The 26380-nt window shown below is 54.2% G+C and carries 24 protein-coding genes, 1 tRNA gene, 1 other RNA gene and 2 pseudogenes; 21 read left to right on the plus strand and 7 right to left on the minus strand.

The window, feature by feature from the left end:
• The first annotated feature begins 176 nt into the window (after positions 1–176).
• From PN477_RS11595 to PN477_RS11620, 6 genes are all read left to right on the plus strand, one after another.
• On the plus strand, positions 177–947 hold the full coding sequence (locus PN477_RS11595; protein ID WP_272118884.1) for a class I SAM-dependent methyltransferase: 771 nt from the start codon (positions 177–179) through the stop codon (positions 945–947).
• A 148-nt stretch (positions 948–1095) separates the two neighbouring features.
• Complete coding sequence (gene hypB / locus PN477_RS11600) at positions 1096–1884, plus strand: hydrogenase nickel incorporation protein HypB (protein ID WP_272118885.1); 789 nt, start codon at positions 1096–1098, stop codon at positions 1882–1884.
• 123 nt (positions 1885–2007) lie between these two features.
• Positions 2008–2658, plus strand: a complete 651-nt coding sequence (locus tag PN477_RS11605) for a DUF433 domain-containing protein (protein WP_272147298.1) — start codon at positions 2008–2010, stop codon at positions 2656–2658.
• A complete protein-coding gene (locus tag PN477_RS11610) occupies positions 2655–3083 on the plus strand; it encodes a DUF5615 family PIN-like protein (RefSeq protein ID WP_272118889.1) in 429 nt (142 codons plus the stop codon). Before PN477_RS11605 ends, PN477_RS11610 begins: the two co-directional genes overlap by 4 nt.
• 127 nt (positions 3084–3210) lie before the next feature.
• Positions 3211–4374 carry a GuaB3 family IMP dehydrogenase-related protein gene (locus PN477_RS11615; RefSeq protein ID WP_272118891.1) on the plus strand — a complete coding sequence of 388 codons (1164 nt, stop codon included), beginning with the start codon at positions 3211–3213 and terminating at the stop codon, positions 4372–4374.
• Positions 4375–4574: 200 nt separating this feature from the next.
• Entirely contained in the window at positions 4575–5732 is a 1158-nt protein-coding gene (locus PN477_RS11620; protein WP_272118893.1) for a glycosyltransferase, read from the plus strand.
• Positions 5733–5735: 3 nt separating this feature from the next.
• On the opposite strand, the gene crtR is transcribed toward PN477_RS11620, so the two are convergent.
• The 3 genes from crtR to miaA all read right to left on the minus strand — a co-directional run bounded on the left by crtR (position 5736) and on the right by miaA (position 8746).
• The gene (crtR, locus tag PN477_RS11625) at positions 5736–6683 is read right to left on the minus strand and encodes a beta-carotene hydroxylase (RefSeq protein ID WP_272118895.1); all 948 of its coding nucleotides are present in this window, start codon (positions 6681–6683) and stop codon (positions 5736–5738) included.
• Positions 6684–6820: 137 nt separating this feature from the next.
• On the minus strand, positions 6821–7639 hold the full coding sequence (locus tag PN477_RS11630; RefSeq protein ID WP_272118897.1) for a PEP-CTERM sorting domain-containing protein: 819 nt from the start codon (positions 7637–7639) through the stop codon (positions 6821–6823).
• Positions 7640–7840: 201 nt separating this feature from the next.
• Entirely contained in the window at positions 7841–8746 is a 906-nt protein-coding gene (miaA, locus tag PN477_RS11635) for a tRNA (adenosine(37)-N6)-dimethylallyltransferase MiaA (protein WP_272118899.1), read from the minus strand.
• A gap of 223 nt (positions 8747–8969) precedes the next feature.
• Between miaA and PN477_RS11640 the strand changes: the two genes are divergently transcribed.
• The 6 genes and pseudogenes from PN477_RS11640 to PN477_RS11670 all read left to right on the plus strand — a co-directional run bounded on the left by PN477_RS11640 (position 8970) and on the right by PN477_RS11670 (position 13441).
• Complete coding sequence (locus PN477_RS11640; RefSeq protein WP_272118901.1) at positions 8970–10169, plus strand: URC4/urg3 family protein; 1200 nt, start codon at positions 8970–8972, stop codon at positions 10167–10169.
• Between the two features lie 556 nt (positions 10170–10725).
• Positions 10726–11474: pseudogene (locus PN477_RS20880) on the plus strand (permease); the annotation flags it as partial.
• Positions 11475–11501: 27 nt separating this feature from the next.
• Positions 11502–12023 (plus strand): rhodanese-like domain-containing protein, encoded by a 522-nt coding sequence (locus PN477_RS11655; protein ID WP_272118903.1) that lies wholly within the window; start codon positions 11502–11504, stop codon positions 12021–12023.
• 61 nt (positions 12024–12084) lie between these two features.
• Positions 12085–12615: a DUF3122 domain-containing protein gene (locus PN477_RS11660; RefSeq protein WP_272118941.1), complete on the plus strand. Its 531-nt coding sequence runs from the start codon at positions 12085–12087 to the stop codon at positions 12613–12615.
• Between the two features lie 74 nt (positions 12616–12689).
• Positions 12690–12959, plus strand: a pseudogene (locus PN477_RS11665) (class I fructose-bisphosphate aldolase); the annotation flags it as partial.
• 230 nt (positions 12960–13189) lie between these two features.
• Positions 13190–13441, plus strand: coding sequence for a hypothetical protein (locus PN477_RS11670; RefSeq protein ID WP_272118906.1), 252 nt, complete (start codon positions 13190–13192; stop codon positions 13439–13441).
• 252 nt (positions 13442–13693) lie between these two features.
• Here PN477_RS11670 and PN477_RS11675 read toward each other — a convergent pair.
• Positions 13694–13778 (minus strand) — tRNA-Leu (locus PN477_RS11675).
• A gap of 125 nt (positions 13779–13903) precedes the next feature.
• Between PN477_RS11675 and ssrS the strand changes: the two genes are divergently transcribed.
• Positions 13904–14092, plus strand: a non-coding RNA gene (gene ssrS / locus PN477_RS11680) — 6S RNA.
• A gap of 41 nt (positions 14093–14133) precedes the next feature.
• Here the strand turns inward: ssrS and PN477_RS11685 are convergent.
• Positions 14134–16203, minus strand: coding sequence for an S-layer homology domain-containing protein (locus PN477_RS11685; protein WP_272147300.1), 2070 nt, complete (start codon positions 16201–16203; stop codon positions 14134–14136).
• 333 nt (positions 16204–16536) lie between these two features.
• Between PN477_RS11685 and PN477_RS11690 the strand changes: the two genes are divergently transcribed.
• From PN477_RS11690 to psbM, 3 genes are all read left to right on the plus strand, one after another.
• On the plus strand, positions 16537–18735 hold the full coding sequence (locus tag PN477_RS11690) for a TolC family protein (RefSeq protein ID WP_272118910.1): 2199 nt from the start codon (positions 16537–16539) through the stop codon (positions 18733–18735).
• A gap of 291 nt (positions 18736–19026) precedes the next feature.
• The gene (locus PN477_RS11695) at positions 19027–19338 is read left to right on the plus strand and encodes a 2Fe-2S iron-sulfur cluster-binding protein (RefSeq protein ID WP_272118912.1); all 312 of its coding nucleotides are present in this window, start codon (positions 19027–19029) and stop codon (positions 19336–19338) included.
• A 59-nt stretch (positions 19339–19397) separates the two neighbouring features.
• Complete coding sequence (psbM, locus tag PN477_RS11700; protein WP_072619883.1) at positions 19398–19508, plus strand: photosystem II reaction center protein PsbM; 111 nt, start codon at positions 19398–19400, stop codon at positions 19506–19508.
• 178 nt (positions 19509–19686) lie between these two features.
• On the opposite strand, the gene PN477_RS11705 is transcribed toward psbM, so the two are convergent.
• Positions 19687–20505, minus strand: a complete 819-nt coding sequence (locus tag PN477_RS11705; RefSeq protein WP_272118915.1) for an EI24 domain-containing protein — start codon at positions 20503–20505, stop codon at positions 19687–19689.
• Between the two features lie 206 nt (positions 20506–20711).
• On the opposite strand from PN477_RS11705, the gene PN477_RS11710 reads away from it, so the two are divergent.
• The 3 genes from PN477_RS11710 (at position 20712) to PN477_RS11720 (ending at position 23400) form a co-directional block, all read left to right on the plus strand.
• Positions 20712–20960, plus strand: a complete 249-nt coding sequence (locus PN477_RS11710; RefSeq protein ID WP_272118917.1) for a GAF domain-containing protein — start codon at positions 20712–20714, stop codon at positions 20958–20960.
• Complete coding sequence (locus PN477_RS11715; RefSeq protein ID WP_272118919.1) at positions 20957–22522, plus strand: AMP-binding protein; 1566 nt, start codon at positions 20957–20959, stop codon at positions 22520–22522. Before PN477_RS11710 ends, PN477_RS11715 begins: the two co-directional genes overlap by 4 nt.
• A 458-nt stretch (positions 22523–22980) precedes the next feature.
• Positions 22981–23400, plus strand: coding sequence for a hypothetical protein (locus PN477_RS11720; protein WP_272118921.1), 420 nt, complete (start codon positions 22981–22983; stop codon positions 23398–23400).
• A 94-nt stretch (positions 23401–23494) separates the two neighbouring features.
• On the opposite strand, the gene PN477_RS11725 is transcribed toward PN477_RS11720, so the two are convergent.
• Positions 23495–23704 (minus strand): hypothetical protein, encoded by a 210-nt coding sequence (locus PN477_RS11725; RefSeq protein ID WP_272118923.1) that lies wholly within the window; start codon positions 23702–23704, stop codon positions 23495–23497.
• Positions 23705–23859: 155 nt separating this feature from the next.
• Between PN477_RS11725 and PN477_RS11730 the strand changes: the two genes are divergently transcribed.
• Together PN477_RS11730 and purH are read left to right on the plus strand one after the other, a co-directional pair.
• Complete coding sequence (locus PN477_RS11730) at positions 23860–24468, plus strand: Uma2 family endonuclease (protein ID WP_272118925.1); 609 nt, start codon at positions 23860–23862, stop codon at positions 24466–24468.
• Between the two features lie 366 nt (positions 24469–24834).
• Entirely contained in the window at positions 24835–26364 is a 1530-nt protein-coding gene (purH, locus tag PN477_RS11735; protein WP_272118927.1) for a bifunctional phosphoribosylaminoimidazolecarboxamide formyltransferase/IMP cyclohydrolase, read from the plus strand.
• The last annotated feature ends 16 nt before the right edge of the window (positions 26365–26380 follow it).

The following is a 26380-nucleotide window of genomic DNA, read 5'->3' on the forward strand; positions in this document are numbered from 1 at the left end:
AATTAAAGGACTCGCTGTCGCTCGATTTGTTTGTTGGTGCAAATTCATCTCGCCACTAAAAGGCACGTCCGCCGTTACCTTCGGTAACTCTACTCGGACTCGCTTTATAGTGGGAGTCTTCTTTGCACATTTAAGATAATACAGGCAACCCAGGGATTTCTGATCAGCAGGAAACTATGGCTGATTCCAATTATGAAACCTATTGCGACCCTGCGATCGCTCGGTATTATCAACAGATTCACCAGATCCAAGGGGCCGAATCGGTAATTCTAGACGAGTTACGAGAGGATCTGGCGAGGGCGAGACTATTGGATATTGGCGTTGGGGGTGGGCGCACGACGCAATATTTTGCGCCTGTGGTGGCGGACTATGTGGGGATTGATTATTCAGAGGTGATGATTCAGGGGTGTCGGCAACGGTTCCCAAGCTATCGGTTTGAGCAGATGGATGGGCGGGATTTGGGGCAGTTTTGCGATCGCAGTTTTGATTTTGTCCTGTTTAGCTTTAATGGGTTGGACTATGTGGGACATCGCGATCGCCTCCAAATTCTCCAGGAAATTCACCGCGTTTTACGACCAGGGGGCTATTTGTATTTCTCAAGCCACAATCTCCAAGGCCTCGAACTCGCCTTTAACGCCGTTCAACACATAAGCTGGAATCCCCTCACGACCTACGTTAACCTGGTGATGTGGCTCTGTCTCCGTCTGAAGAATCGGGGCATCACCGCAGCGCGGCTTAAAACCATGGAGACTGCGATCGTCCGCGACGAATCCCACAATTTTCGCCTTGCTCACTACTACATCCGCCCCCAACATCAGCTTCAACAGTTGCAACCTTGGTTTAACACCGTCCGCGTCTTCGCCTGGCAAACGGGCCGCGAAATCTTCACCCCCCAAGACCTCGCCACCCACACCGAGCAATGGCTGTACTATCTCTGTCAATCTTGAGTCTAGAGGGGGAAAATTCTCACTAGATGTCGTACCTTAACGTTCCGGGTGGTGATTCTCTAAAAAGATTGTGAGTAATTGGGTGAGAGGGGGCGATCGCCTCTAGGCTAAAGACGAGCAACCTTAAATTACTGGAGGGGTCTTAACCATGTGCGGAACCTGCGGCTGCCATAGCGAAAACGGCGTGACGATTCTCACCGCCGATCACGATCATCACCATCACCCCAGCGACGATCATACCCACGACTCCCACAACCATCACCACACCCACGCCCCCACCACCCGCACCCTTAACCTCACTGAATCCGTCCTCGCCAAAAACGATCGCCTCGCCGAACGCAATCGCGGCTATTTCCTCGCTAAAAATCTGCTGGTATTGAACGTGATTTCCTCCCCCGGTTCCGGCAAAACCACCCTCCTCCAAGCCACCGCGAGCCAAGGCGGCCTGCGCTGCGGCGTAGTTGTGGGAGATTTGGAAACCGACAACGATGCCCAACGGTTCCGCGCCGCCGGGATTCCCAGTGTCCAAATCACCACCGGAACCCTCTGCCACCTGGAAGCGGACATGGTGCTGACGGCGGCTCAACACCTCGACCTCGACGCGATCCAACTGCTGATCGTGGAAAATGTGGGCAATCTGGTCTGTCCGGCGGCCTATGACCTGGGGGAAACCCTGCGCGTCGTGCTGCTCTCCACCACCGAAGGCGAAGATAAACCCCTGAAATACCCCACCCTCTTCAAATCCGCCGATGTGGTGCTGTTGACCAAGCTTGATATTGCCGAGGCGGTGGGGTTTGATCAGGAGGCAGCGATCGCCAACATCCAAGCCGTCAATCCCACGGCCAAACTTTTCACGGTCTCCGCCAAAACCGGCCTCGGCCTCGCCGATTGGTATCAATATCTCGAAGAACACTGTGTTGAGGGTGCGATCGTCTAGCGGAAAACTCCCAATGTCATAGTCAGGATTTCACACGATTGATAGTCTGTCATGTAAGCGTATCGCTCACCCGAAATGCCCGAAACACCGTGGTTCACGAACCTTAACGACACACCTACCTATATGGTTGCCGACGCAGCCCGCTATATTCGTGTGCCCACCGTCACTCTCAGCACATGGCTCAACGGACGTACCTACACCACCAAAAACGGCAAACGTCAAAGCCCGCCCCTCATCCAACGGCCCAACCCCAAAACCCCCCTGCTCAGTTTCAATAACCTCCTTGAAGGTCATGTCTTGCGCGTTATTCGAGAAACCCACGGCATACCACTCTCCAAAGTGCGGGGTGCGATCGACTACCTCAGCCAAAAATTCGACACACCCCACCCCCTCATTCACAACCAATTCAAAACCGACGGCGTAGACCTCTTCATGGAACGCGCTGATCTCCTGATTAACGTGTCGCGGGCCGGACAACTCGCCATCCGTGAAGTCATCCAAGACCTGCTCAAGCGCATTGAGTGGGAAGACAATATTGCCGTCCGACTCTATCCTTTCATCAGCCCCATCGACCCCGCCGACAAAATCATCAGCATTGACCCCCGCTACTCTTTTGGTAAGCCCATCATCACCGCCACTGGAGTCCCCACCGATGTCCTCGCTGAGTTCTACAACGCAGGTGACTCCATCGAAGACCTAGCCGAAGATTACGACTGCACCCCCACTCAAGTCAGCGCCGCCATCCGGTTTGAGTCTTCGCGTCAAGCGGCATGATCCACCCGCAACCCCCCTACACCTACTTTCTTGACCACGCACTCCCCAAGAGTGTCGCAACTACGCTCCGCAGCTTAGGATATGCCGTTGAACGACTCCAAGACCACTTTCCTGTCAATGCCCAAGATGTAGATTGGCTTCCCGTCGTTAGTCAACGCGGCTGGATCATCTTGACCAAGGATAAAAACATTGGCAAGCGCATCATTGAACTGGGAGCCGTAGCCAACTCAAACGCCCGTCTTTTTACACTCGTATCGGGCAATATTAGCTCTGCTGAGACCGCCCAAGTCTTTGCCAACGTGATCGGAAAATGTGAAGAAATCGTTCAGCAAGAAGCTGCTCCCTTTATCTTCAAAATTTATAAAGATGGCTCAGTAACACGGTGGCGCGACGCTAACACCATGCAGCAAAACAGATTGCCTTAGGGGTGAGGTCATGGAGTAGTACGACTATCATTGCTGTCTGTTGGCCTGCGAAAGGCGCGATCGCCTAGCTGAAGAACCCCCAAATCTGATAGCCTATCCTAAACGCTTTGGGAAGGGAAAAACAGTAGTGAGCATTCAAATTGGACGAGGGAAAACCGCACGGCGTGCATACGGGTTCGATGAAATCGCCCTAGCCCCCGGTCAATGTACCCTAGACCCCGCCTTAGCCGATACCCGCTTCAGTATTGGTGGTATTGATTTAGAAATCCCCATCCTAGCCAGTGCCATGGATGGCGTTGTGGATGTCAAGATGGCCGCGCTCCTCTCCGAACTCGGTGCGCTTGGCGTGCTCAACCTCGAAGGCATTCAAACCCGCTACGCTGACCCCAACCCGATCCTCGATCAGATCGCCTCAGTGGGGAAAGACGAATTCGTCGGGTTAATGCAGAAACTCTACGCCGAACCGATTCAACCGGATCTGATTCGGCAGCGCATCCAGGAGATTAAAGCCCAAGGGGGTAAAGCGGCCGTTAGTCTGACCCCAGCCGGTGCATCTAAATTTGGGGCAGTGGTGGCCGAAGCCGGTGCGGATCTGTGCCTCATTCAAGCCACCGTCGTATCCACCTCCCACCTCTCCCCCGAAAACATTCAACCCCTCGACTTGGCGAAATTCTGTGCTGAAATGCCGATGCCCGTGGCCTTGGGGAACTGTGTCACCTACGATGTGGCGCTGCAACTGATGCAGGCGGGAGCGGCGGCGGTGTTGGTGGGGATTGGCCCCGGTGCGGCCTGTACCTCTCGCGGTGTGCTCGGTGTGGGCGTTCCCCAAGCGACGGCGGTGGCAGACTGTGCCGCTGCCCGCGATGAATTTCACGCCCAAACCGGGAAATATATCCCGATTATCGCCGATGGTGGGATTGTCACCGGGGGGGATATTTGTAAATGTATCGCCTGTGGTGCGGATGCGGTGATGATTGGTTCGCCCATTGCGCGATCGGCGGAAGCTCCCGGCCGGGGGTATCACTGGGGGATGGCAACGCCGAGCCCGGTGCTGCCCCGTGGGACGCGGATTAATGTGGGGACAACGGGGACGATTCAAGAAATCATGCGCGGCCCGGCTAAGCTCGACGACGGAACCCACAACCTCCTAGGGGCGTTGCAAACCAGCATGGGCACATTGGGAGCGAAGAACATCAAAGAAATGCAACAGGTGGAAGTGGTGATCGCGCCTTCTCTGTTGACGGAAGGGAAGGTTTACCAAAAGGCGCAACAGTTGGGCATGGGTAAATAAAGGGTTTTTGATCCAGATTGAAAACCGTATGATTGAGGGGGTTTGGTGTTCAAACCCCCGTTTTTTGTGGTTTATGTTTCTATTTTTGGCAATCTGTTCACTTTGTTATGGCGAATTGCAAAAAGATGAGAACGCCACCTCCCCCTTTTTAAGGGGGATTGAGGGGGATCTTTGTACCTTGTGTTTATGGAAACCGCTCTATGACTCATCCGACGGTTTTGATTTTTAATAGTCTGCTGTTGCCGCCGTCTCAAACCTTTGTGCGGGATTTGACGGAGCAGATTCAAGATTTTACGGCTTATTATGTGGGGTCGCGGCGGGTGGCGGGGTTGGAGTTGCCGAACGATCGCACCCTCGTGATCAACCACGGCCAGCCCGGCGGCAAGGTGATTGAACAGTTATTTAAGCTGAGGGCGATCGCGCCTGATTTTTATCGCCAATTGCAACGCCTTAACCCGGTGTTGATTAACGCTCAATTCGGCCTCAGTGGCGCGTTGATTCTCCCCTGGGCCGAACGCCTTAATATCCCGCTCCTCGTCCATTATCGCGGCGCAGATGCCACCATCGACCCGAAGCAAGCCCGCTACCAATCCCTCAACCATTGGATCTATCACCGTCGCCTCGCTGCCCTCCAAGCGCGGGCGGCCCTCTTTTTACCCGTATCGGACTTTATCCGCCAACGGCTGTTAAATCAAGGCTTCCCCCCCGATCGCACGATTACCCATTACGGCGGCGTGGATGTGCAGCGGTTCCAGGCTGATCCCGCCGTGGCACGGGAGCGGGTGGTGTTGTTTGTGGGACGATTGGCGGAAAAGAAGGGGTGTGATGTGTTGATCCAAGCGATCGCCGCCGTCCAAGCCCAAGCGCCGGATGTGGAACTGATTTTCATCGGCGATGGCCCCCTCCGCGCTGACCTCGAAGCCCAAGCCAAGACGAGCCTTAAACGCTATCAATTCCTAGGGATGCAGCCGCCGGAAATGGTGAAAACCTGGATGAACCGCGCTCGCATTTTTGCCGCCCCCAGTGTCACCGCCGCTAATGGTGATTCCGAAGGATTACCCACGGTGATTGTTGAAGCTCAGGCCATGGGTTTACCCGTGGTGAGCACAATCCATGCGGGGATTCCGGAGGCGGTGATTCATGGTGAAACGGGATTCCTCACGCCAGAACGGGACGTGGACGGCCTCGCGCACCATTGTTTAGCGCTCTTGCAATCAGATGAACTGTGGGAGCGGATCAGTCGAGGGGGGCGATCGCACATGGAGCAGAATTTTAACCACATCACCCAAATCGCCTATCTCGAAGACCTCTATCGCGCCGTCCTCAACGGTGAGCCACCCCAACCCCAGACCCGATAATCGTCACGGCGTGGAAGGCGATCGCCGTGCTGTCCACCATTTCACCCAAGCCCGTTGCCACGCCTGGGGTAAGCGAATCCCAATCAACACATCATAGAGAAACGTCCAAAAATCCCACTGGCTTTCAAAAATGCCCAACCGTAACGGGCTGCCCTTGGCTTCGAGGGTCGGTTTTACGAGGCTGTAGGCGTGCTGATATTTGTACCAGGGAATCGACGGCCAGAGGTGATGGACGAGGTGATAATTTTGCCCCAAAATCAGCAGATTCAGCAGCGGATTGGCATAGACCCGCGCATTTAACCAGCGATTCCGTTCCACAAAGGGGCGATGGGGTAAGTAATCAAAAAATAAACCCAACGCCATCCCGACAATCCCGGCGGGCAAAAACCAATAGGTGACGATGTAGGAAAAAAACCCGTATTGCAACGATGCCCAGGTAATTCCCAATAAAAATGCCCGACTGAGGAACCATTCCAGTAACTCATACTTGCGCCACAGTCGCCGCTGAAAAAAGAAAATTTCGTGATAAAAAAAGCGCGGCGCGATCAGCCAGAGCGGGCCAGCGGTGGAGACGAAATGATCCGGGTCGTTTTTCGGATCATTCACATGGGCGTGGTGTTGGAGGTGAACCCGTGTGAAGACGGGAAACGCGAAACCGATAATCAGGGCGCTGATGTGGCCGAGGGTGGCGTTCACGATGCGATTTGAGTGTGCTCCGTTGTGGCAGGCATCATGAATGACCGATCCGGAGAGATGAATCGCCACCAGGCTACAGGTGAAGCAGGCCCAATGCCACCAACCCCAGAGCCAAAACCCACAGTGAGCGCCGATCAGGAGGGCGATCGCACTCAGACAAAGCCACACATCAAGATTCAGTCCCCCCGGTGCATTGATCACATCACGGGGGATCAGGGAAGACGGCACAGTCGGGGCGGGGGCTTGCGCCTGCATAGTCACAATAGATGAAGGATAGTGAATTTTCTTGTCTGTATTTTAAGCGAGATTGGGGATGCTGAAGATATGGATGAAACGAAAACCCCCGTGCGATCGCACGGGGGGACAGGCAAAGGCGGGAATCGGATTGAGCGTTAATGCTCAGATTTCGACGCATCCCGACGCTTCAGGAGGGTGGTTGCTGCCGCCGTTACCCCCAACAAGCCCAACAGACTCGCCGGTTCGGGAACAGGCTGACTGCCCACGGTCATATCATCAAAGGCAAATTCATCCCCAGTCACCCCATTCATCCGGAAGTTCACTTGGTCAAAGGTTTGATTGCCGTTACCCACAAACCCAAAGTAAAAGGCTGACCCGTTAATCCCAGCCGTCTCACCATTGGGAATCAGGAGAGAACTGATCAGTTCGCCGCCCCGGTACAAATCCAGATAGGTTGTGGCATCATAATCACCCAAGTCATAGCCGTAGAACCCAAAGGCCGCCACTTCGGTATCAAAGTTAACCTGGAAGTCTTGCGCACCATTGGTCAGCCAATATTGCGTCCCGGAAGATGCGTTTCGCCCCTTCTCAATTTCGCGGAGGATATCGGCTTTGACGCTGGCGGGCGTGCCGGGATCATCCAATAGGCTTTTATCAACCGTTTTCACTTCGGACGCGACACCTCCCCCGCTCAGGGTTGCCGTGGCAACATCATCAAAGAAAATATCTAAGGGAGCACCGGAGAAGGCCGCGAAGCCTTCAAAATCTTCCGTCCCTTTGTTGGTGATGTGGCTGAGGAATGCGGCTTCTGCGGCTTTGGAGTTAACGATATCGTCGAACGTATTGGCAAAGTCCGTGGGGTTAGGGTTTGCGTCTTGTCCGAAATAGATCGAGTAGGCGTGAGCGGGTAGGGCGGCGCTGAGGGATGCGATCGCTGTTCCGACAATTCCGAGGATGATTTTGGGCTGATACATAAAACTCAATAATGGTAGTGTCTACGTAAATATCGCAGGAAACAAGGTCACTGCACTAACTTTAAAGTCTTGCTTAGTATCAGGATAAACACTGTAACCTGAATTCAGCAACGTTTTCTGCTAATACTTTAGCGAGAGAATTTTATTAGCTCTAATGTTATCGGTCACTGACCGTAGCTCACGTGATATAGATCACATCCATCACTTACGTTGATCAATCCTTTGATTTTGCTCAGTCAACCATTGCCAAACCTGCTCAAAAAGATCGGGGTGGTCGGCATCAAACCAGTGGATTTCAGGATAGGCCCGGAACCATGTTCGCTGACGTTTGGCAAATTGGCGGGTATGGAGACTGATGCGATCTCCTAATTCCGTCGGGGCGAACTCTCCTCGCAACAGGGCACAGACTTCGGCATAGCCTAGGGTGTTTAAGAGGGGTAACTCTTCGCCATAGCGTTGACAGAGGGTTTCGACTTCTGCCACGAGTCCTTGCTCGATCATGGCTGTGGTGCGGGTTTGGATACGGTGATCGAGGCGATCGCAATCTAAACCAATCTGTACGATCGGATAGGTGGGCGGATTTTCCCCCTGTTGTTGCGAGATTGGCAACCCGGTCACATAAAACACTTCGAGGGCGCGGATTGTGCGGGTGGCATCGTTGGGGTGAATTTTCTGGGCGGCATCGGAGTCAAGGTGTTGTAAAAGGCTGTAACGATAGGGTTGATCGAAGGATTGGAATTGCGATCGCAGCTCTGGATGGGGCGGCACACGGGGAATTTTGAGACCCTTCGTAATTGCCTTGATATACAGTCCCGTCCCCCCCACCAGGAGCGGCGGCGTTGCTGCGGTATTAATTACGGTCTGGGCTTGGTGTTGATACTCTGCCAGGGTCAAAACGTCCGTTGGTTCGCAGACATCAATGAGATAATGGGGCACTTGGGCCAATTCCCTCGCCGTCGGCTTGGCCGTGCCAATCGTAAACTCGCGGTACACCTGCCGCGAGTCTGCACTGATAATCACCGTCTGCAACCGTTGCGCGAGGCGTAACGCTAAACTCGATTTGCCGCTGGCCGTAGGCCCACAAACCACAATCAATCCTGAAACCATGCTGAACTCAATTGCGTGAAATGACGAATTCTCTTTAACCTGCCAAAAATGGCATTCATTCCACCATAAACCCGGTATGCCGATGCAGTCGCCCCTCATCGTGGGCTAATCAATCCGCTTTGATTGGGAGAGGCGCGATAATCATGATTTAGACTCGTTATATTGTGCAATCAAGGGTCTTTGAGTCTGAAACATTCTTGCCGTGCAGCCACTTGTCACACCTATGCCGAATTTAATCGCCTACCTACAAACCCCTGCGGCCATTCGCGCCCAAGCAGAGCAGATGTTTCAACTGGCGCAACAGGATCAACTGAAGCATTTTCGTTACCATCCTGAGGCGATCGCTACCGTCATCACCTATGTTTTGGCGAATCTCCGCAGTAACTATCCGGATTTGGATGTACCGTTTCATAGTCGGTGGCGGCATTTTGAGGTGGGAGGGTGCGATCGCCTCGCCCAACTTCAGACCCTGATCCCTCATCTCTCCCCCCGCGATCGCGTCAAAACGCTCTATGAATTAGCGATCGCCAGTGTCCTGCTCGATGCCGGTGCAGGGCCGAGTTGGCAGTATCGCGAAGCCGAAACCGGCCAAACCTGGCAACGCTCCGAAGGATTAGCGATCGCCAGTTTTCGGATGTTCATCGCAGGCGGCTTCAGTAGCGATCCAGAGCATCCCTATCAAGCCGATGCCGTGGGCTTACAGGCGATCACCCCGGAGCATCTCGCCCCCCATTTTCAAGTCACAGAGAATAATGGTTTAGTGGGGATACAGGGGCGATCGCAACTCCTGCGCACCCTCGGCCACATCGTCGCCACCACCCCGGATGTATTCGGCAGCGAAACCCCCCGCCTCGGCAATCTCGTGGATTATCTCGTCCCCGTCGGAACCCAAACCCTCCCCGCCCCGAAAATTTTTGCCGCGATCATCACCTACTTCGGTCGCATTTGGCCGGGGCGCTTGGTCTTGGATGGGGTGAATTTAGGGGATGTGTGGTCACATTCCCAAGTGGGGTATGTGCCATTTCATAAATTGTCCCAATGGTTGACCTATTCATTAATTGAGCCATTGGCCCATTTGGGGGTGAGGGTGACGAATTTAGATCAATTAACCGGGTTAGCAGAATACCGGAATGGCGGTCTCTGTCTAGATTTGGGCTTGCTGAGTTTAAAAGATCCAGGCCAAGCCGCTCACACCCATCGCCCCGATTCAGAATTGATTGTGGAATGGCGATCGCTCACCCTCGCCTGCCTAGATCGGATCGCGGCCGGCATTCGCACCCAGTTGAACCAATCCGCCCAAGAACTCCCCCTCGTCAAAATCTTGCAAGGCGGCACTTGGGCCGCCGGGCGCAAAATTGCCGCCGAATTGCGCATCGATGGCCGCCCGCCTCTACTAATCGAAAGTGACGGCACAGTCTTTTGAAGATGTCAGCTAATTCACGTTCCCAGAATACTGTTAGCGCTTGTCCTTGAGCATCATCATCTAAACAAGCCAGTGTGATTGTTGTATCTCCTTCAGGTTCCTCAGAGGGCGCAATACTTTCCACCAAATAACGACGGGATCTCACCTGTACAACTTGACCGAGTGCTGGGGGTAGCATGACTCATGACTCCTTAGCATTGCCAGACAGCTTCTATCTCTTAGGATAGGCGCGGATCTGTCCTTTGCTTTCTTTGCCGTGGAGGTCAGAGCCGTGCGGATTGCAGACTCACCCATTGCGCCGGTGTTTGAGGTGATCACACGCCCGAACAATACTTCGTTAGCACATTGAAATGCCAATCCCGCGACCAGAGCCAATGGGAACATCTCACAGACTGGCTTCACACCACCGCCGATCAATACGAGACACTTCTCAAAGACATTTCTGAAGCATAAGGGTAATGGCTCTTACCTTGGACGAGGGGTTCTAGAAAAAATAACGGCTGTAATGGGTCTTCGAGATATGGGGTGATAAGGAAAAGTTATCAGCTAAAGCAAGATAAAAATTGTTACACCATTTTGTTCTTGTTCTGCGGTTCCTTTGTTTATCGGCTTTTTGGAAGCCGGTGTTCCTTTAGGTGTGACCTTTTCCTATCTGATGGCAGCACCCATGGTCAATGAGGTTGCTGTCATCCTGCTCTGGGGATTGTTTGGCTTAAAGGTGATGCTGATCTACATTGGCTTTGGTGTGGGTTTAGCGATCGCCTCTGGATATATCATCGGACTGATGAAATTGGAAAAATGGGTAGAACTTTTTGTTTGGCAACTGCAAAAATCTCGCCAAGCCACAACTCTAGACGGGGAAAATACCCTAGAACCCGTGGTGTTAAGTTGGAAACAACGGTTTGAGCAAGGACAGTTTCAATCTAGCGAAATTGTGCGATCGGTTTGGCTCTATGTGGTGATTGGCATTGCGATCGGTGCGGGAATTCATGGCTATGTGCCGACAGATTTTATCACCCAATAGGCAGGGGCAAATAATCCTTTTGCAGTACCGATCGCAATCATTTTGGTGTTCCACTCTATGCTAATATTGCAGGGGTCATGCCAATTACTGAAGCCTTAGTAAATAAGGGAATGCCAATAGGTACAGTTTTAGCTTTTACAATGGCGGTAACAGCACTATCTCTTCCTGAAATGGTGATTCTCAAAAAAGTCCTGCAACCAAAACTGTTAGCTATATTTATCGGGTTGATGACCGTTGGCATTATCAGTATTGGCTACATATTCAACGCCATAATTAATTGACTTGCTCCCTTACCATTGCGAAATTATATGATATTCAAAAAACCAATTCAGACCATATTACTAGGACTCATTCTCTTGTTTTGCCTCTTGCTTGGCATTGAGCAAAACCCGATTCTCGCAGCAACCCTCATAGAAACCAAACCAATCTTGCAAGAAAAAATGCAAGCAATGTCTGAAAAAACCGTGAATCTGGAATCAGGAATCGATCGCTTTCTCACATCAATTCCACCAGGCTATTACACGATCGCTAGTGTGGAAGAGTTAAAAAACCGATTAAAGAACCCTCAAACCGTGTTGGTGGATGTGCGAGAAGTCTCTGAGTATAAGTCTGGACATATACCTGATGCTATCAATATTCCGCTCCGAACCTTGGCTGATAAGCAAGATCTAATTCCACGAGATTGCTCTGTAGTTTTGTACTGTTCTTCTGGTTATCGATCGGCCATGGGGGTAATGACGCTGCACCTATTGGGCTATGAGAATGTGCAAGGTTTCCCACTTAGTTTTGCCGGTTGGCAAGGTGCAGGAGAGGCGATCGCATTTAATTAAAATCCCGAATTTCACTCTGCAATTGCAAAAGAATTAAACTTACTTCATGAGGACTTTTGTGATGAACTCTATCTGCTTTAACGGGTTTAAAATTAACCCTTTGCGCTGGCTTCTCGCTGTTTTACGCTGCGTTTCACTGCTTGCCTGGAGTCCCTTACCCACTTTTGCATCTGTGACGCAAATCGAAGAATATCCAGGGCAGATGCTCTACCAATCTCGGCAAAATTTGCAAGATCAGGACGGAAACTCTTGGCAAGCGATCGCCTTTAAGCGTATCCATCCTGAAGGTAGTGCGATCGTTTCTCTGCGATTAATCGGCTTTTATGGTGCGGCAAAATTAGATCGTAATCAACCGCTGACTCTGACAACATCTCTGGGACAAACTCTAACTGCTAAAGATATTTCTAGCGAAATTTCTCAGGACACATCCACCCCAGCGAACGTTGGAGAATATGACATTAAGCTTGTGCTACCACAGTTAAAGGCAGAGATTACTCTGCAACTGACATTACCAACCATTGACGGTGAATCTGTCAGCTTGTCTGTTCCCTCTGCTGCAATTCAGGAATGGCAAACCCTAATTAGCCGTTGATAAAAACCTGACACAAACCTAAATTTTCCAAGGAGTCAGAAATGAATACCCAAAACCCGAAAAACACTGCAACAATGCTGGTTGCCGACGACAAAGGTCTGCTGGCGATGGATGAAAGTAATCCAACCTGTAACAAACGATTTGCTCAGATGGGCATTCCCCAAACAGCGGTTCCTGCCGCCGTGTCGGGGATTACATTCTTGTCGGGCGGTCAATCTGCTGAACTAGCTTCGGCACGTTTGAATGCGATCAATCTTCGATTCAAAACGCCTTGGGCATTAACGTTTTCCTTTGGCCGCGCCATCCAGCAACCCGCCTTAGAGCTTTGGCAAGGTAAAGAGGCGGGTAGTACATTTTAGTAAAGGACAGAGAAAAAGATGGAATCTTCCTATTCTGACAGCTTCTCTCTTTCGATTAAGTGGTTTCGTTGAACCAAGAATCCCCTCGCCTTCAGGCAGGGGAGTGTCAATTACCTCTCTTCTATCACCCTGGGAGATTTCAACGAGTTTTCGTGATCACAGCCAACGAAAGAATCAGCGTTTGAACCCACTCTGACAGAAGAGAGGTAAATTCCATGACCATTAACAACGGCGGAGTCCAATCTCTCTGCGATCGCATTGAATCCCTAGAGGCTGAAGTACAACAACTCCGAGCAGTTGTCGATGTGTTCGACAATATCCCGATCAGCCAATCGAGCGCAGCCCGTGTACTCAAGATCACCGCCCACACCGTGGGAAACAAGCGTCGTCATCCGGATTACGCCAGGGCTTTCACAACATCGGGACGGGTCAAGCTCCACGCCTTCATGAAAATCTGGTCAGCATAGCATTAGCCTGATCCGAGTAGTGTAGTTCAATCACAAACGGCGACTTCTGGAACGTCGCCATTTTTTCATGTCTTCCAACCCCGGCGGAGGTCTTCCTCTGAGATCCAACGATGGTATTGGCGAAAGTGTTCTCCCAATGAATGCCCCATAGGTGGCGAGAATGCCATAGGCCCACCGCCATCGCTTCGACTTGAAGAAATCAATCCCAGCAATAATCTCGGCTTCGTCACAACTCGGAAAACCCTGAAACGATGGGGGCGGTGGGACTTGAACCCACACGTCTTTTTACGGACAACGGATTTTAAGTCCGCAGCGTCTACCATTCCGCCACGCCCCCAAGAGCATTGACAGGCTTCCAGTTTAGCAGCAAATTCCCCCCTCTGGATGGGGAAGAACCCTCAGAAAATCTAATCAATGTTCCCCTTGCCGTCCGATGGGTGTAATTGTTTATGATGGGGAAGACATTTGCTACCGCGTTGGTGACTGCCAATATCGTTTATTTGATCTATGCTTGAACTACTTGGGAGTCCTAATTGCTCGCGTTGCAGTAGACCGGGCTTGTACCCGGAAACTTAAAAACGCTGAGGCATCGACACCCACCTGGAATTTTCCAGGTCAAAAGCTGAGGTAAAACGGCGTGGCGGTAAATGCCTTGATGTGAGAAGTCCCTGTCATAGGGACTTTTTCACGTTTTAGGCGATGATGCGGGCTGAGGGGATGGTGGCCATGGTTCCTTGGTGGACGAGGCCTTGGTAGAGCATGACGGCGGTTTCGGCGCGGGTTGCGTCTTGTTTGGGGGCGAGTTGTTGGTGGTTGGGGTCGCGGATGATGAGTTGGGCGGCGGTGGCACTGGCGACGGCGGCGCGGGCGTAGGCGGGAATGTCGGCAGCGTCGGGGTAGCGATCGCATTCCCCCTCAGCCGCTGGGGGCAACCGTAAACCGCTGGCGAGGGAGACGATCACATGGATGCGGTGGAGGCGTTGGTCGGGGTGGAAGGTGCCATCGGGGAAGCCGGTGAGAAACCCGGCGCGATAGGCTTGCTGGATGGCGGCATGGCCCCAAAAGTCATCGGGGACATCGAGAAATTGAGTAACGGGGCGAATCGGGGTGGGGTTGAAGAGTTTGACGAGGAGGGCGGCGTATTGGGCGCGGTTGATCGGGGCATCGGGGCGAAAACTGCCATCGCTGAAGCCGCTGATCAGTTCCAAGCTGGTGAGGCGGCGCAGGAAGGGTTCCGCCCAATGGCCAGAAATGTCGATGAAGGTGGGGAGATAGGGGTCTGGGTCAACGAGGTAGGAGGAGAAGAGGGGCGGGGCTTGGCCGATGGTGACGAGGGATTGGTAGAGAAAGGCGGCGATTTCGGCGCGGTTGATTTCGCGCATCGGGTGGAGTTCGCGGGGGTCGGGATGGGTGGCGATCAGGCGTTTTTCGGTGGCGATCGCAACGGCGGCCGTGGCATAGCTGGGGATGAGGGCGCGATCGCGGTAGGCCATTAAGCTATCTAAATTCGCCCCCGCCAAGCCCAAACCATTCACCAAAGAAACGATCGCCTGCACCCGCGTCAGGTTCTGTTGCGGCCGAAACGTACCATCTTCATAGCCGGCGATAAAACCCATCTGGGCAGCTTTGGCGATCGCCTCTGCCCCCCAAAAACGCTCTTCCACATCCCGAAAACTGCGCCGCGTCCCCAACTGACGGGGCAGATCAAAGGATTTCGCAATCAAGGCGGCATATTCAGCGCGGGTTAATGCCCCATCGGGTCGAAACGTGCCATCCGGAAAGCCCCGCAACAGGTCTTTGCGGATTAACGCCTCAATGAACGGCGCGGCCCAATGGTCGGCAATATCCCGAAACAGGGACGGGCCTAAGCTGCCCTGTTGGACTTGGATCGGGGGGAGGTCGGCGGGGCCTTGGATGCGATCGCGCTCCACCTGATTGCCGGATAACACCAAGGCTTGATCCGTGTCGTTCTGCACATCGGCCCGGCCATTGTTGCGGAAGATGTTGCGGGCGGGGTCTTGGGGATGTCCCAAATCCGGGCGGGCCACTTCCTTCACCATCAGCCCAACGGTGGTATTGTCTTCAATGCGATTGCGGCGCAACACCGGTTGCACCCGATGGGAAAGATACACCCCCACCTGATTTTTGGTGCAGGTGTTGTCTGTGACCAGGGGCGCACTGTCATCGCTGAGGGTGATGCCGTAGCCCGTGGCGTGGCAACGGTTGCGGGTGAGTTCGCCTTTGGCGTTGCGGCGGAGAAAAATTCCGGCCGAGCCGTTGTTGAGGATGTAGTTGTCTTGAATTTTCGGTTTGCTCGTGCCGGTGACGGCAACTCCGGCAAGACGGCAACGGGTGATGGTGGTGTTGGTGATGATTGGGGCGCTGGATTCGATCCAAATGCCGATGCCTTTGGGGTTGGGGTTGCTGACGGTGATGCCCCGGAGTTGCGCGGGGGGGGAGGGGCGATCGCTGAATAAAATTGTGATGTTTTGCTGGCGAAAGGTGGGGCTGTCGTAGAGGTTGCCGCCTTGGATTTCGATGTTTTCGCCGTGGTTGCGCTCTTGGCCGACGACGATCACCCCAGCGGGGATGGCGATGGGGAAGGATTCGCCGCTGGCTTGGCTGTAGAGACCGGGCAAGAGGGTGACAATATCATCGGGCTGGGTTTGCCGCAGGCTGTAGGTGAGGGTGCGTAAGGGATGGGTGCGATCGCCTGTGTTGCGATCGCTGCCGTGAACCGGATCAACATAAAACGTAGTCATGGGCGTTCTTCAGCACAACATCACAAGACACAGTATCCCCTAGGATGTCGCCCCCATCGCAAATCACACCCAAGAAAATACCGTTCAGGAACGGCCAAAGGGGCAGGGTATTTTCGGGTTGTAGGGGTGAAAAAATGGGGCGATCGCATCGAAAATTCCTCCAATTCCTAGGATTAGACCGCTGCAACTCCAACCCTCGAACTAAATTTTCCAATGTAGCGTCCTAGACGCACAAATGACCCTAAAAATTGTTATCGTAACCGTCAGTCACTAAGATTAAGCTGTGCTGCTGCGTGCGCGTCCTGTTTACGAACTCTCAAGCTAAGATTATCAATGCTCAAGTTTCGTCCTCTCGTTGTTGTTAGTGCCGGGGCTGTTATTGCGCTGGGCTATGGTTTACCGGCTTCGGCTCAAGCGGTCTTTCCGTTTCGGTCGTCAGCATCTACTCAAACGTCCGATGCTGCCATAGTTCCGCCTGCCGTAGAGGTTGATACTGCTCCGGACTCGCTCTTGTCTTCGACCCCAGATGAACCGAATCTAGACAAACTCGCGAAAGCACCGAGTCCGGTGTTACCGGATGACGAGGTGAGCGATCGCAGCACGTCCCCCGCCCCGGACGTGACCCCGCCGCCGTCACCGTTGGCCGCAAGCTGGCAGGCTGATGATGCCGCTTGGGGCGATTCTGTGGTGGTTCGCAAACAGAATAAGCCGGGTGATCTCGATGCGATCGCCCTCACGCCGCCAGCGACAGAGCCGCCGTCCTCGGTGGTCATTCCCCGCCGCGCCCTGAGTGAAAGCGGCATGGCGATCGCGACTCCCCAACGAGCAGCGGATGATGTGGCGATCGCGCCTGCGAGCGTGCCGCCGGTCGATGCGATCGCCCCCAGCAAGACCCCTGATGATCTCGCCATCGCCACCACCCCCATCGCCCAGAATACCCCCGCCCTAGAATCTGCGGACGATCCCGCCGACACAGCCCCGCCCAGCAACACCTTTGAACTGCCCACCCCCGGCGACTCCTTCAGCGACGAGGCTCCCTTCGGCACAACCGACGACATCAACCTTGACCCTATCGATCCGCCGGCTGAACCCCCCGCTGCCTCCCCCGAACCCGTCAACGCCCTGCCCGATCCCGGCGAATCCGCCCAACTCCTCGGCCCCGAAAACCTCCAGAACATCACCACGCCCGACTACCTCAACCCCAGTAGCAACCCCCTCCTCTTCCCCACCGAAGTCGATGAAGTCACCATCGACATCACCCAACCGATTACCCTCCAAGAAGCGATCGCCCTCGCCCGCCGCAACAACACCGACCTCCAAACCGCCCGCCTCAACCTCGATCGCGCCTACACCACCCTCGAAGAAGCCAAAGCCGGCCGCCTACCCACCGTAGACGGCGGCTTGAGCCTCACCCGCACCAGTTCCGCATCCGGTGAACTGCAACAGGAAGCCGCCGGAGCCTTGAGCCAGGCCCTCGGCAATGACGACTCCACCAGCGACAGCCTCAACGCCGATGTCGAAGTCAACTACAACCTCTTCGACGGCGGCCGCACCACCGCCCTGATCCGCGAAGCCGAACACCGCATTCGCGTCAACCAACTCGAAGTTGAGCGGCTCACCGAACAGATCCACCTCGACACCACCAACGCCTACTATCAACTCCAAGAGCGCGATCAACGGGTTGGCATTGAAGAACAAGCCGTCGATCAAGCCCTGCAAACCCTCCGGGATGCGGAACTCTTGCAGCAAGCCGGATTAGGGACGCGCTTTGATGTGATTCGGGCCCAGGTGGATTTAGCCAATAGTCAACAGGCCCTCACCCAAGCCAACGCCGAGCAAAAGATCGCCCAACGGCAACTGGTTCAGGTGCTGGCCCTGGGTCAACAGGTCAACGTCACCATTGCCGACGAAATCAAACCCGTTCAACCCTGGGAACTGTCCCTCGAAGAAACCATCGTTTTGGCCTATCGCAATCGGGCTGAACTCGAACAACAACTGATCCAGCGGGAAATCAACGAAGCCCAGCGCACCGTCGCCCTCGCGGCCGTGCGTCCCCAGGTGAGCCTGTTCGCCAACTACAACCTCCTCGACCAACTCGACGATGATCAAGGGTTGGCCGATGGCTACAGTGTGGGAGCCCGCGTTCAATGGCGCTTTTTTGATGGGGGCGCGGCCCGTGCTCAACGTCGCGGCGAAGAGATTGATATTGAACTGGCAGAAGTGGCGTTTGAAGACCAGCGCAATACGATCCGCCTTGAGGTGGAAACCGCCTACGAAAACTCAATTGCTAACCAGCAAAATATCCGCACCGCCAGTGCAGCGGTACAGTTGGCCGAAGAAAGTTTGCGCCTGGCTCGCCTCCGGTTTCAAGCTGGGGTGGGGACGCAGACCGATGTGATCGATGCGCAAACGGAACTAACCCGGGCGCGGGGGAATTTGTTGACGGCGATCGTCACCTACAACCGCTCGATCGCAGCTCTCCAAAGGGCTGTGAGCAATGTGCCGGATAACCGTTTGTTTGATCTGCCCTAGGGAAGATTGCAAAAAACTTTAAAAAAGTTAGCATTTCTTCATAAAATGAAAGCAATCCGGATCGCGACGGCCTGGTTGACTGACTTGATATCCCTCACCCCCAACCCCTCTCCCAGAGGGTGAGGGGAGCCGATCCATTTTTCCAGTTCCCTCTCCCCTAGGGAGAGGGCTAGGGTGAGGGCTTGCCGGGATCTGGCTAATTTTGTCAGTCAACCAGCGCGACGGCTGCGGTTCGGGGCATCACTGATGATTGATGCGCGTACATTATCACTGTCCGGAAGAGGAGAACGAATGGCTGACATTACCTTTATCAACGAAAAACAAGATCTCAAGCAGGATGTGGTTGCGGCGGATGGTGCCAATTTGCGCCAAAAAGCGTTGGAAAATCGAGTGGATCTCTATACGTTGCGGGGTAAACTGACCAACTGTGGCGGCGCGGGCCAATGTGGAACCTGTATTGTCGAGGTGCTATCGGGGATGAATAATCTGTCGGAACGCACGGAGACGGAACAGAAGAAACTGAAGAAAAAGCCGGACACCTATCGTCTGGCGTGCCAAACCTTGGTGAATGGGCCGGTGACGGTTCGGACGAAGCCGCAATGAGAGTTGATGCCGAGGAATGATATTCTAGGGGTGTCGATTTCCGCAAAGGCTAAGGTTATATGCAGGTAAACGATTTAGGGTTTGTAGCCACATTAATGTTTGTGCTCGTTCCGACCGTTTTCTTGCTGATTCTGTATATTCAGACGGCAAGTCAAAAGAGCAAAGGTTAAGTCCTGTTCTAGAACGGATTCAGTCGTTCGGGCAGAACTCGGTTGCTAGGGCAATGGTTGAGGGGGTATTGTTCACCCCAAGATTTGCCCGGATTGATGCTTATTCCACCATCAAGACAATCTCATTTGTTAGATCATCCTGAGCCACTTGATCGCACTCCCTGACGGGGCAGTGCGATTATTCATTGGGGGCATGGCTGGGGCTGGGGGGCAGGCTGGGGGCGATGCGATCGCACCAAAATAGCGTCCCGGAGGCGACACAAAGGGGAATGGTGAGCAGGTTCACCAGGGGCACGCTAATCAGCAGACAGCAGAGCAGGCTAAAGCTGCCACTGGCGGGAAATGTTCGCAAGACGAGGCGGAGTTTGTGGCGAAAGCGGAAGCGGCGGCGTTCGGAGGGGCCGTCGAGAAAGTCGAGGCAGGTAATCAACGCAGTGAGGCTGAACCAGCCCACGGTAATCACAACGCCGCCGAGGCCGGGAATCCAACTGAGAAGAAGCAGGGCGATCGCACAACTCCCCCAGAGGGCTAATTTTTTCACTTCAAATAACAAAGCGCGGCCAATGTCGCGCACGATGCCCACATCGATCACGGTGGCACTGCCGAGGCGCGATCGCTCAATTTCCTCCGAGAGTCGCCCATACCAGGGAGCGCCGATCAGCGTGCCAAATTGCAACAACAGAAAGCCGGTCAACAGCAGCAATGCCACGGTTAAGACGGCTTTCACCACGCCCGCCAAACCCACTAAGATCCAATCGATCACACCGAGCCAGGCCGGCAGGTTCGCCGTCCATACATCCACTTGCTGATTGAGTTCCATTGCTGCCCAATCTAGCCCAGACCAGGCGGGCAAGAGCAAACCAGCGTAGAGGGCGATGCCCACCACAATATTGACCAACACGGGAATCGCAAAAAACTGTAACAGGCGGGGCGATCGCATCAACAATCGCAGGGCCCGCAATGGATAGGTCGTTCCCGCCACTAATCCCCGGATCATACCTGACTCCTCAATGCCTAATCTTGCCTATCTTAGGGGCTGTGCGCGGGTTCAGTGAAGGGGTGGAGGGGGTGGGGTTTCCGATCCATTCCCTTGTTGAACGTCACTATATAGCAATCCTATTTGATTCATGAACCGGCAAGGGGCTTAAGCCCCTTGTTGATGAGAAGATAAGATCTCCGATTGATTGAGGATCGCTATCTTAAATGCAAAAAGAGGACTCCCGCGCAGATATTGAAGTCGAGCCGATTGAAGACTGTCACCGTGAGTTTTTGCGGGGGTTGCGGGTGCGGGCGAATTTGGTTGTGCCGGTGTTGATTCCGGGTGATCTGTGGGGGCTATTAATTGCTCATGATCAGGCCCCCCGTTCTTGGCAGGCGGATGATATTGCCACCCTGCAAGCCAGTGCCCGCACCATTGCCAATACTGCCGCCATTCGTCAGATGCACCGATGATCTTTCGAGAGCGGTTGCACGCTTGGGCCTGCCATACGCCCGATGCGATCGCAATCCACGCAGCCCAAGGGACGCGCCTCACGTTCCAGCAATGGGAGCAGCAGAGCGAGCAATGGGGTCAACGCTTCGCCCAGGTGGGGATCATGCCCGGCGATCGCGTCGTGCTCATGGTTCCCTTGGGTCTGCCGCTCTATCTACTGCTCGCGGCCCTGTGGCAGCGGGGGGCGGTGGTGGTGGTGCTCAATCCGGCGGTGGGGGAGGGGGCGATCGCTGCCGCTTGCGAGGCCCTGCAACCCCGCGCCTGGTTGGCCAGTGGGTTGGGGTTGATGGTGTTGGGGCTGCGATCGCCTACGTTGCGCCGAATTCCGGTGAAAATTCCCGTCGGCGGTTGGGTGGGGCAACTCTGGCAGAGACGGCGATCGCCCCGCCCGCTCGTCGTCAATCCCACCCCCAATCCCGACGCGGTGGCCCTAATTTCCCTCACCAGTGGCAGCACCGGCCCGCCCAAACTGATCCACCGCACCCATCACCAACTCCACGCCCAAGGGGAAGCCCTCGCCCCCATTCTCCACAGTCAACCGGGCGATCGCGAATTGGCGATCCTGCCCCTCTTTGGTCTTGTCCATCTTGCCGCCGGGGGGACGCTGGTTTTGCCGCCCTTTCCGGTGCGATCGCTGGCTAAACTGCCCGGCCGCGCTCTGCTTCGGGTGATCCACCAGCAACAGATCAGCCGCCTGATCGCCTCCCCGACGGTATTCACGACCCTAATCAAGGCCGCACGGCGCGATCGCACCACTCTCCCCCACCTCCGTCAACTCTTCATCGGCGGTGCGCCCGTCTCGTTCCGTTGTTTGGATCATCTCCAGGCGATCGCCCCCCACGCCCAGATCACCATCGTCTACGGCGCAACGGAAGTCGAACCCATCGCCACCCAACCCTACGCAGACATCACCGCAGGCGATTATCACCAAACCCATAGCGGCCACGGCCTCCTCGTCGGTCATCCCGTCCCCGGTCTCACCGTAGCGATCCTGAACCCCCACGCCCCCAACCCCAGCACCCCCGCCGCCTTCACCGCCCACACCCTCCCCCCCGGCCAACCCGGCGAAATCCTTGTCACGGCTCCCCACGTCATCCCCCGGCCAGAGCCGCAACAGTTCACCCTCGCGGGCCAGCGGTGGCATCGGACGGGGGATTTGGGGTATTGCGATCGCGCTGGGCGGTTGTGGTTATTGGGGCGGCGGGTCGGGTTAATTGAGGATGAGCGGGGCCGGTTGTATCCTTGGGCAGTGGAGGCGGTGGTCAATGAACATCCGGCGGTGGTGCGATCGGCGGTGGTGGGATGGCAGGGGCAACGGTGGCTCTATGTGCAGTGCGATCGCACCTATCGACGCGGCCCCCGGTGGCACAATCTCCGCGCTACCCTGGCCGAGCAATTAACCTGGGCGCAGTGCGATCGGATCATCCCCATCCCCCGCCTCCCCGTCGAACCCCGCCACCACGCCAAAATCGACTATCGCCGCCTCTATCACACCCTCCAACACTCACACCCCTCCCGCTAACTCGCCAATTTCGCGGCTGAGTAGTGGAATGACACCTTTTAAAAGGTGAATACTGAAGCCATCACAAATGCTGTATTTGACCCAGCAAATCAACTTTTCAAGTGCGATCCACCGACTGGGAAATATAGGATGCAATGCTTTTTTAGCTTATTACCCAACAGATCTAAGTAGATCAGGGTGAATTTCGTGAACTATGTAACGAATTGTAATGAAAGCTGGATTTCAGTGATGGTCAGGATTCTAGCCTGATTGGCTCAGATTTTTTGGTGTTGCAAATCCTGCCTGAGCTACTTATTTTAGCGATGAGGAATTTGAGGAATAGTGCGATCGCCTTTAATAGATAGATTGTTGATGCGATCGCCTAAAAATCACAAATCATAGGGATGGCGATCGCAATACGTTTTATGATATATTTTAAAATAGCTAGATAAAAAAACTCTTGGAATGGAGAACTGTCAATGGCTGATTTAACTATTAGTGATAAAAGCATAGAATTATTCAACAGGGTAAAGATCGAAAAATATTATTCTTATGTTTTATTCGGATTGAGTCCTGATAATTCTACACTTGAATTTCGAGGCTCAGGTGATAGAAGCTATGACTTTGATTCCATTGCATCCGAACTTCCCAAGGCGGATGTTGCGTTTATTATTTATGATTTTGAATATGAAACGGATGAAAAGCCTCCTCGCAAAACTTCAAAACTAATTCTCATTTCTTGGTGTCCAGTATCAACTCCAGTGAGACAAAAGTTTGCTTTGGCTAGCGGAGAAAATCAACTAAAAATGTCCTTCACGGGAATACAAAAAAGTTTTAAGTTAACTGAGTATGAAGAAGTTAGTTTTTCATCTTTAAGAAAGGCACTGCTTACTGCTTAAATTATAACGGAACTTCCACATCTGCTCCAAGAGGATGTCTGAAAAGAGTCTGAATGTAATGATTGTTGCATTCGTCTGAACGAAAAAGTAGCGATTACAGACTATAAGAATCATTAACCCGTGGATTTTCACGAACCCATGCGGGGTCTGGCTTTTTGATGTCTGGCACTGGGATTCCTCGATCCTGGAACCCACTTTCTGCAAATTCCGTACTACATTCTCGCCGCAACATCGCCCCCGCCGCCTTCGGGTTATAACAATTCGCCAAGATAAACTTCTCCGCCACCGACTCCGGGTTCATCATTTCCCGCTGATCCCATAGCAAACAGCAAACTCGTCTGCCCTGGTGAGGGTTTCTTGGCTTTGCGTTTTTTCTGAGCGATCGTGTTCGGTTCAGTCCCCAACAGTGGATTATTGCCAGAATGCCTACTATTAAGACAGTGTGAACCGACAGGCGCAATGGTACAAACTCCCGTATCCCCTCAACCCCTTTTCCTCGAATTGCCCCCAGACCTCGCCCTACAGGTCACGCCGGAACAGTTCGCCGCTCTAGCCGTGACCAATCGTGATCTCAGACTCGAACGCACTGCAACCGGAGCATTAATCGTGAACCCACCCACTGGCGGCATTTCTGGCAAACGGAATTTAAGTATCAGTATGCAATTAGGGAATTGGTCGGAAGCGAACGAGCAACGAGGTGAAGCGTTTGACTCATCCACGGGGTTTGAATTGCCCAACGGTGCGAATCGTTCCCCCGATGCCTCGTGGGTGCGGCGCGATCGCTGGGATGCCCTCACGCGGGAACAGCAGGAGGGGTTTGTTCCCCTCTGTCCGGATTTTGTTGTGGAGTTGCGATCGCGCAGCGACAGTTTAAACACCACTCGCGCCAAACTCCAAGAATATCTCGACAACGGCACACAATTAGGCTGGCTCATCGACCCCCAAAACCAACGGGTAGAAATTTATCGCCCCGGTTGCGAGGTTGAAACCCTAGACCGCCCCGATACGCTCTCCGGTGAACCAATCCTGCCCGGATTTATCTTAAAATTGCAACGAATTTGGGCGTAAGGGGCTGGTGGATGTCAATGCAGCGCGGTTTCCCCATTCCTAGAGGTATGCACACCAGAGGAGACGTTCCCTCGTGTCATGGCTTTGCCGTGACATGCGCTTTGAGCGGCTCCGCCGCCTGGGGAGGAGGCAGAGCCTCCCATGAGCATTACTGGGCTCTGCCAAGTAACGAGATTTTCATCAGTTTGAAAACGATGTGGCAACAGGGCGATTAAATCATCCGGCGGATCGAGCATTGCAGCGCCGCAGGTAGAGCGATGAAGATTGAACCTGCCCGGCGATCGCCTTCAAAGTTTCAATTTTTTAAGGTTTGGGCGGTGGATCTGGTGGGATAATAGCGGCGTTGTTCATCGCCGCCTGTGAATTGTGAGTAAATTAGCCCTGCTGAGTGTCAGCGATAAAACCGGAATTGTCGAACTTGCTCAAGCCCTGGTGCAAGACTTTGGCTTTGATTTGATCAGTAGTGGCGGCACGGCGAAAACTCTCCAAGCAGCGGGATTGCCCGTCACGAAAGTGAGCGACTACACCGGATCACCGGAAATCCTGGGGGGCCGGGTGAAGACCCTCCATCCCCGCATCCATGGCGGGATTTTGGCGCGGCGGGATCTGCCGGAACATTTAGCGGAATTAGAAGCGAATCAGATCCGCCCGCTGGATTTGGTGGTGGTGAATCTGTACCCCTTTGAACAGACGATCGCAAACCCCGATGTCACCGTCGAGGATGCGATCGAAAATATTGATATTGGTGGGCCCACCCTCCTGCGGGCAGCGGCGAAAAATCACGCCCATTTAACCGTGTTGTGTCGCCCGGAACGGTACGGGGCCTATCTGGAAGAATTGCGAACGAACGGAGAACCGAGCGCGACGTTTCGGCGCGATCGCGCCCTCGAAGGCTTCCAGATGACCGCGAGTTACGATCGCGCCATCGCCGCTTACTTCGCCCAACTCACCGACAGCCCCGCCCCCTTCACCCTCACCGCCACTCCCCACCAAACCCTACGCTACGGCGAAAACCCCCACCAGCCCGCCACTTGGTACAAAACCGACGAGAGCGGCTGGAGTAGCGCCACCCAATTGCAGGGCAAAGAACTGAGCTATAACAATTTGGTCGATCTCGAAGCAGCGCGGCGGATCATCATTGAATTTGGCGACAGTGGCGACCCGGCGGCGGCGGTGTTGAAACATACCAACCCCTGCGGCGCGGCCATGGGGGCGACCCTCGTCGAAGCCTACGAGCGGGCGTTTAATGCCGATTCGGTGTCGGCATTTGGGGGGATTGTGGCGTTGAATCGGCCCATTGATGCCCCGACGGCGGCGGCCCTCTCGAAAACCTTTTTAGAATGTATCGTTGCGCCGGGCTGTGAGCCGGAAGCGGCGGCGATTCTCAAGAAAAAATCGAAGTTGCGGGTGTTGCTCTTGCCGGACTTATTCACAGGGCCGAAGGAAACCGTGAAGGCGATCGCGGGCGGTCTCCTCGTCCAAGCGGCGGATGATGCCACCGATGACCCAGGGCAATGGCAAGTGGTGACCCAAAAGCAACCCACCGACGCAGAACGGGCAGAAATGCAATTCGCCTGGAAGTTGGCGAAACACGTTAAGTCGAATGCGATCGTGATTACCCGCGATCGCACCACCATCGGCGTGGGCGCAGGGCAAATGAATCGGGTCGGCGCGGCTCAGATTGCCCTCGCTCAAGCTGGGGACGCGGCAAAAGGAGCCTGTCTCGCCAGTGATGGGTTTTTCCCCTTTGATGATTCCGTGCGCACCGCCGCCGCAGCGGGGATCACGACCATCATTCAACCCGGCGGTTCGATTCGTGACAACGACTCGATCGCCGCTGCCGATGAGTTAGGAATCGTGATGATTTGTACCGGAATGCGCCATTTCTTGCATTAATGGGGGATGAATGAAT

This window comes from Spirulina subsalsa CS-330, from assembly GCF_028330765.1.
Classification (GTDB): domain Bacteria; phylum Cyanobacteriota; class Cyanobacteriia; order Cyanobacteriales; family Spirulinaceae; genus Spirulina; species Spirulina subsalsa_A.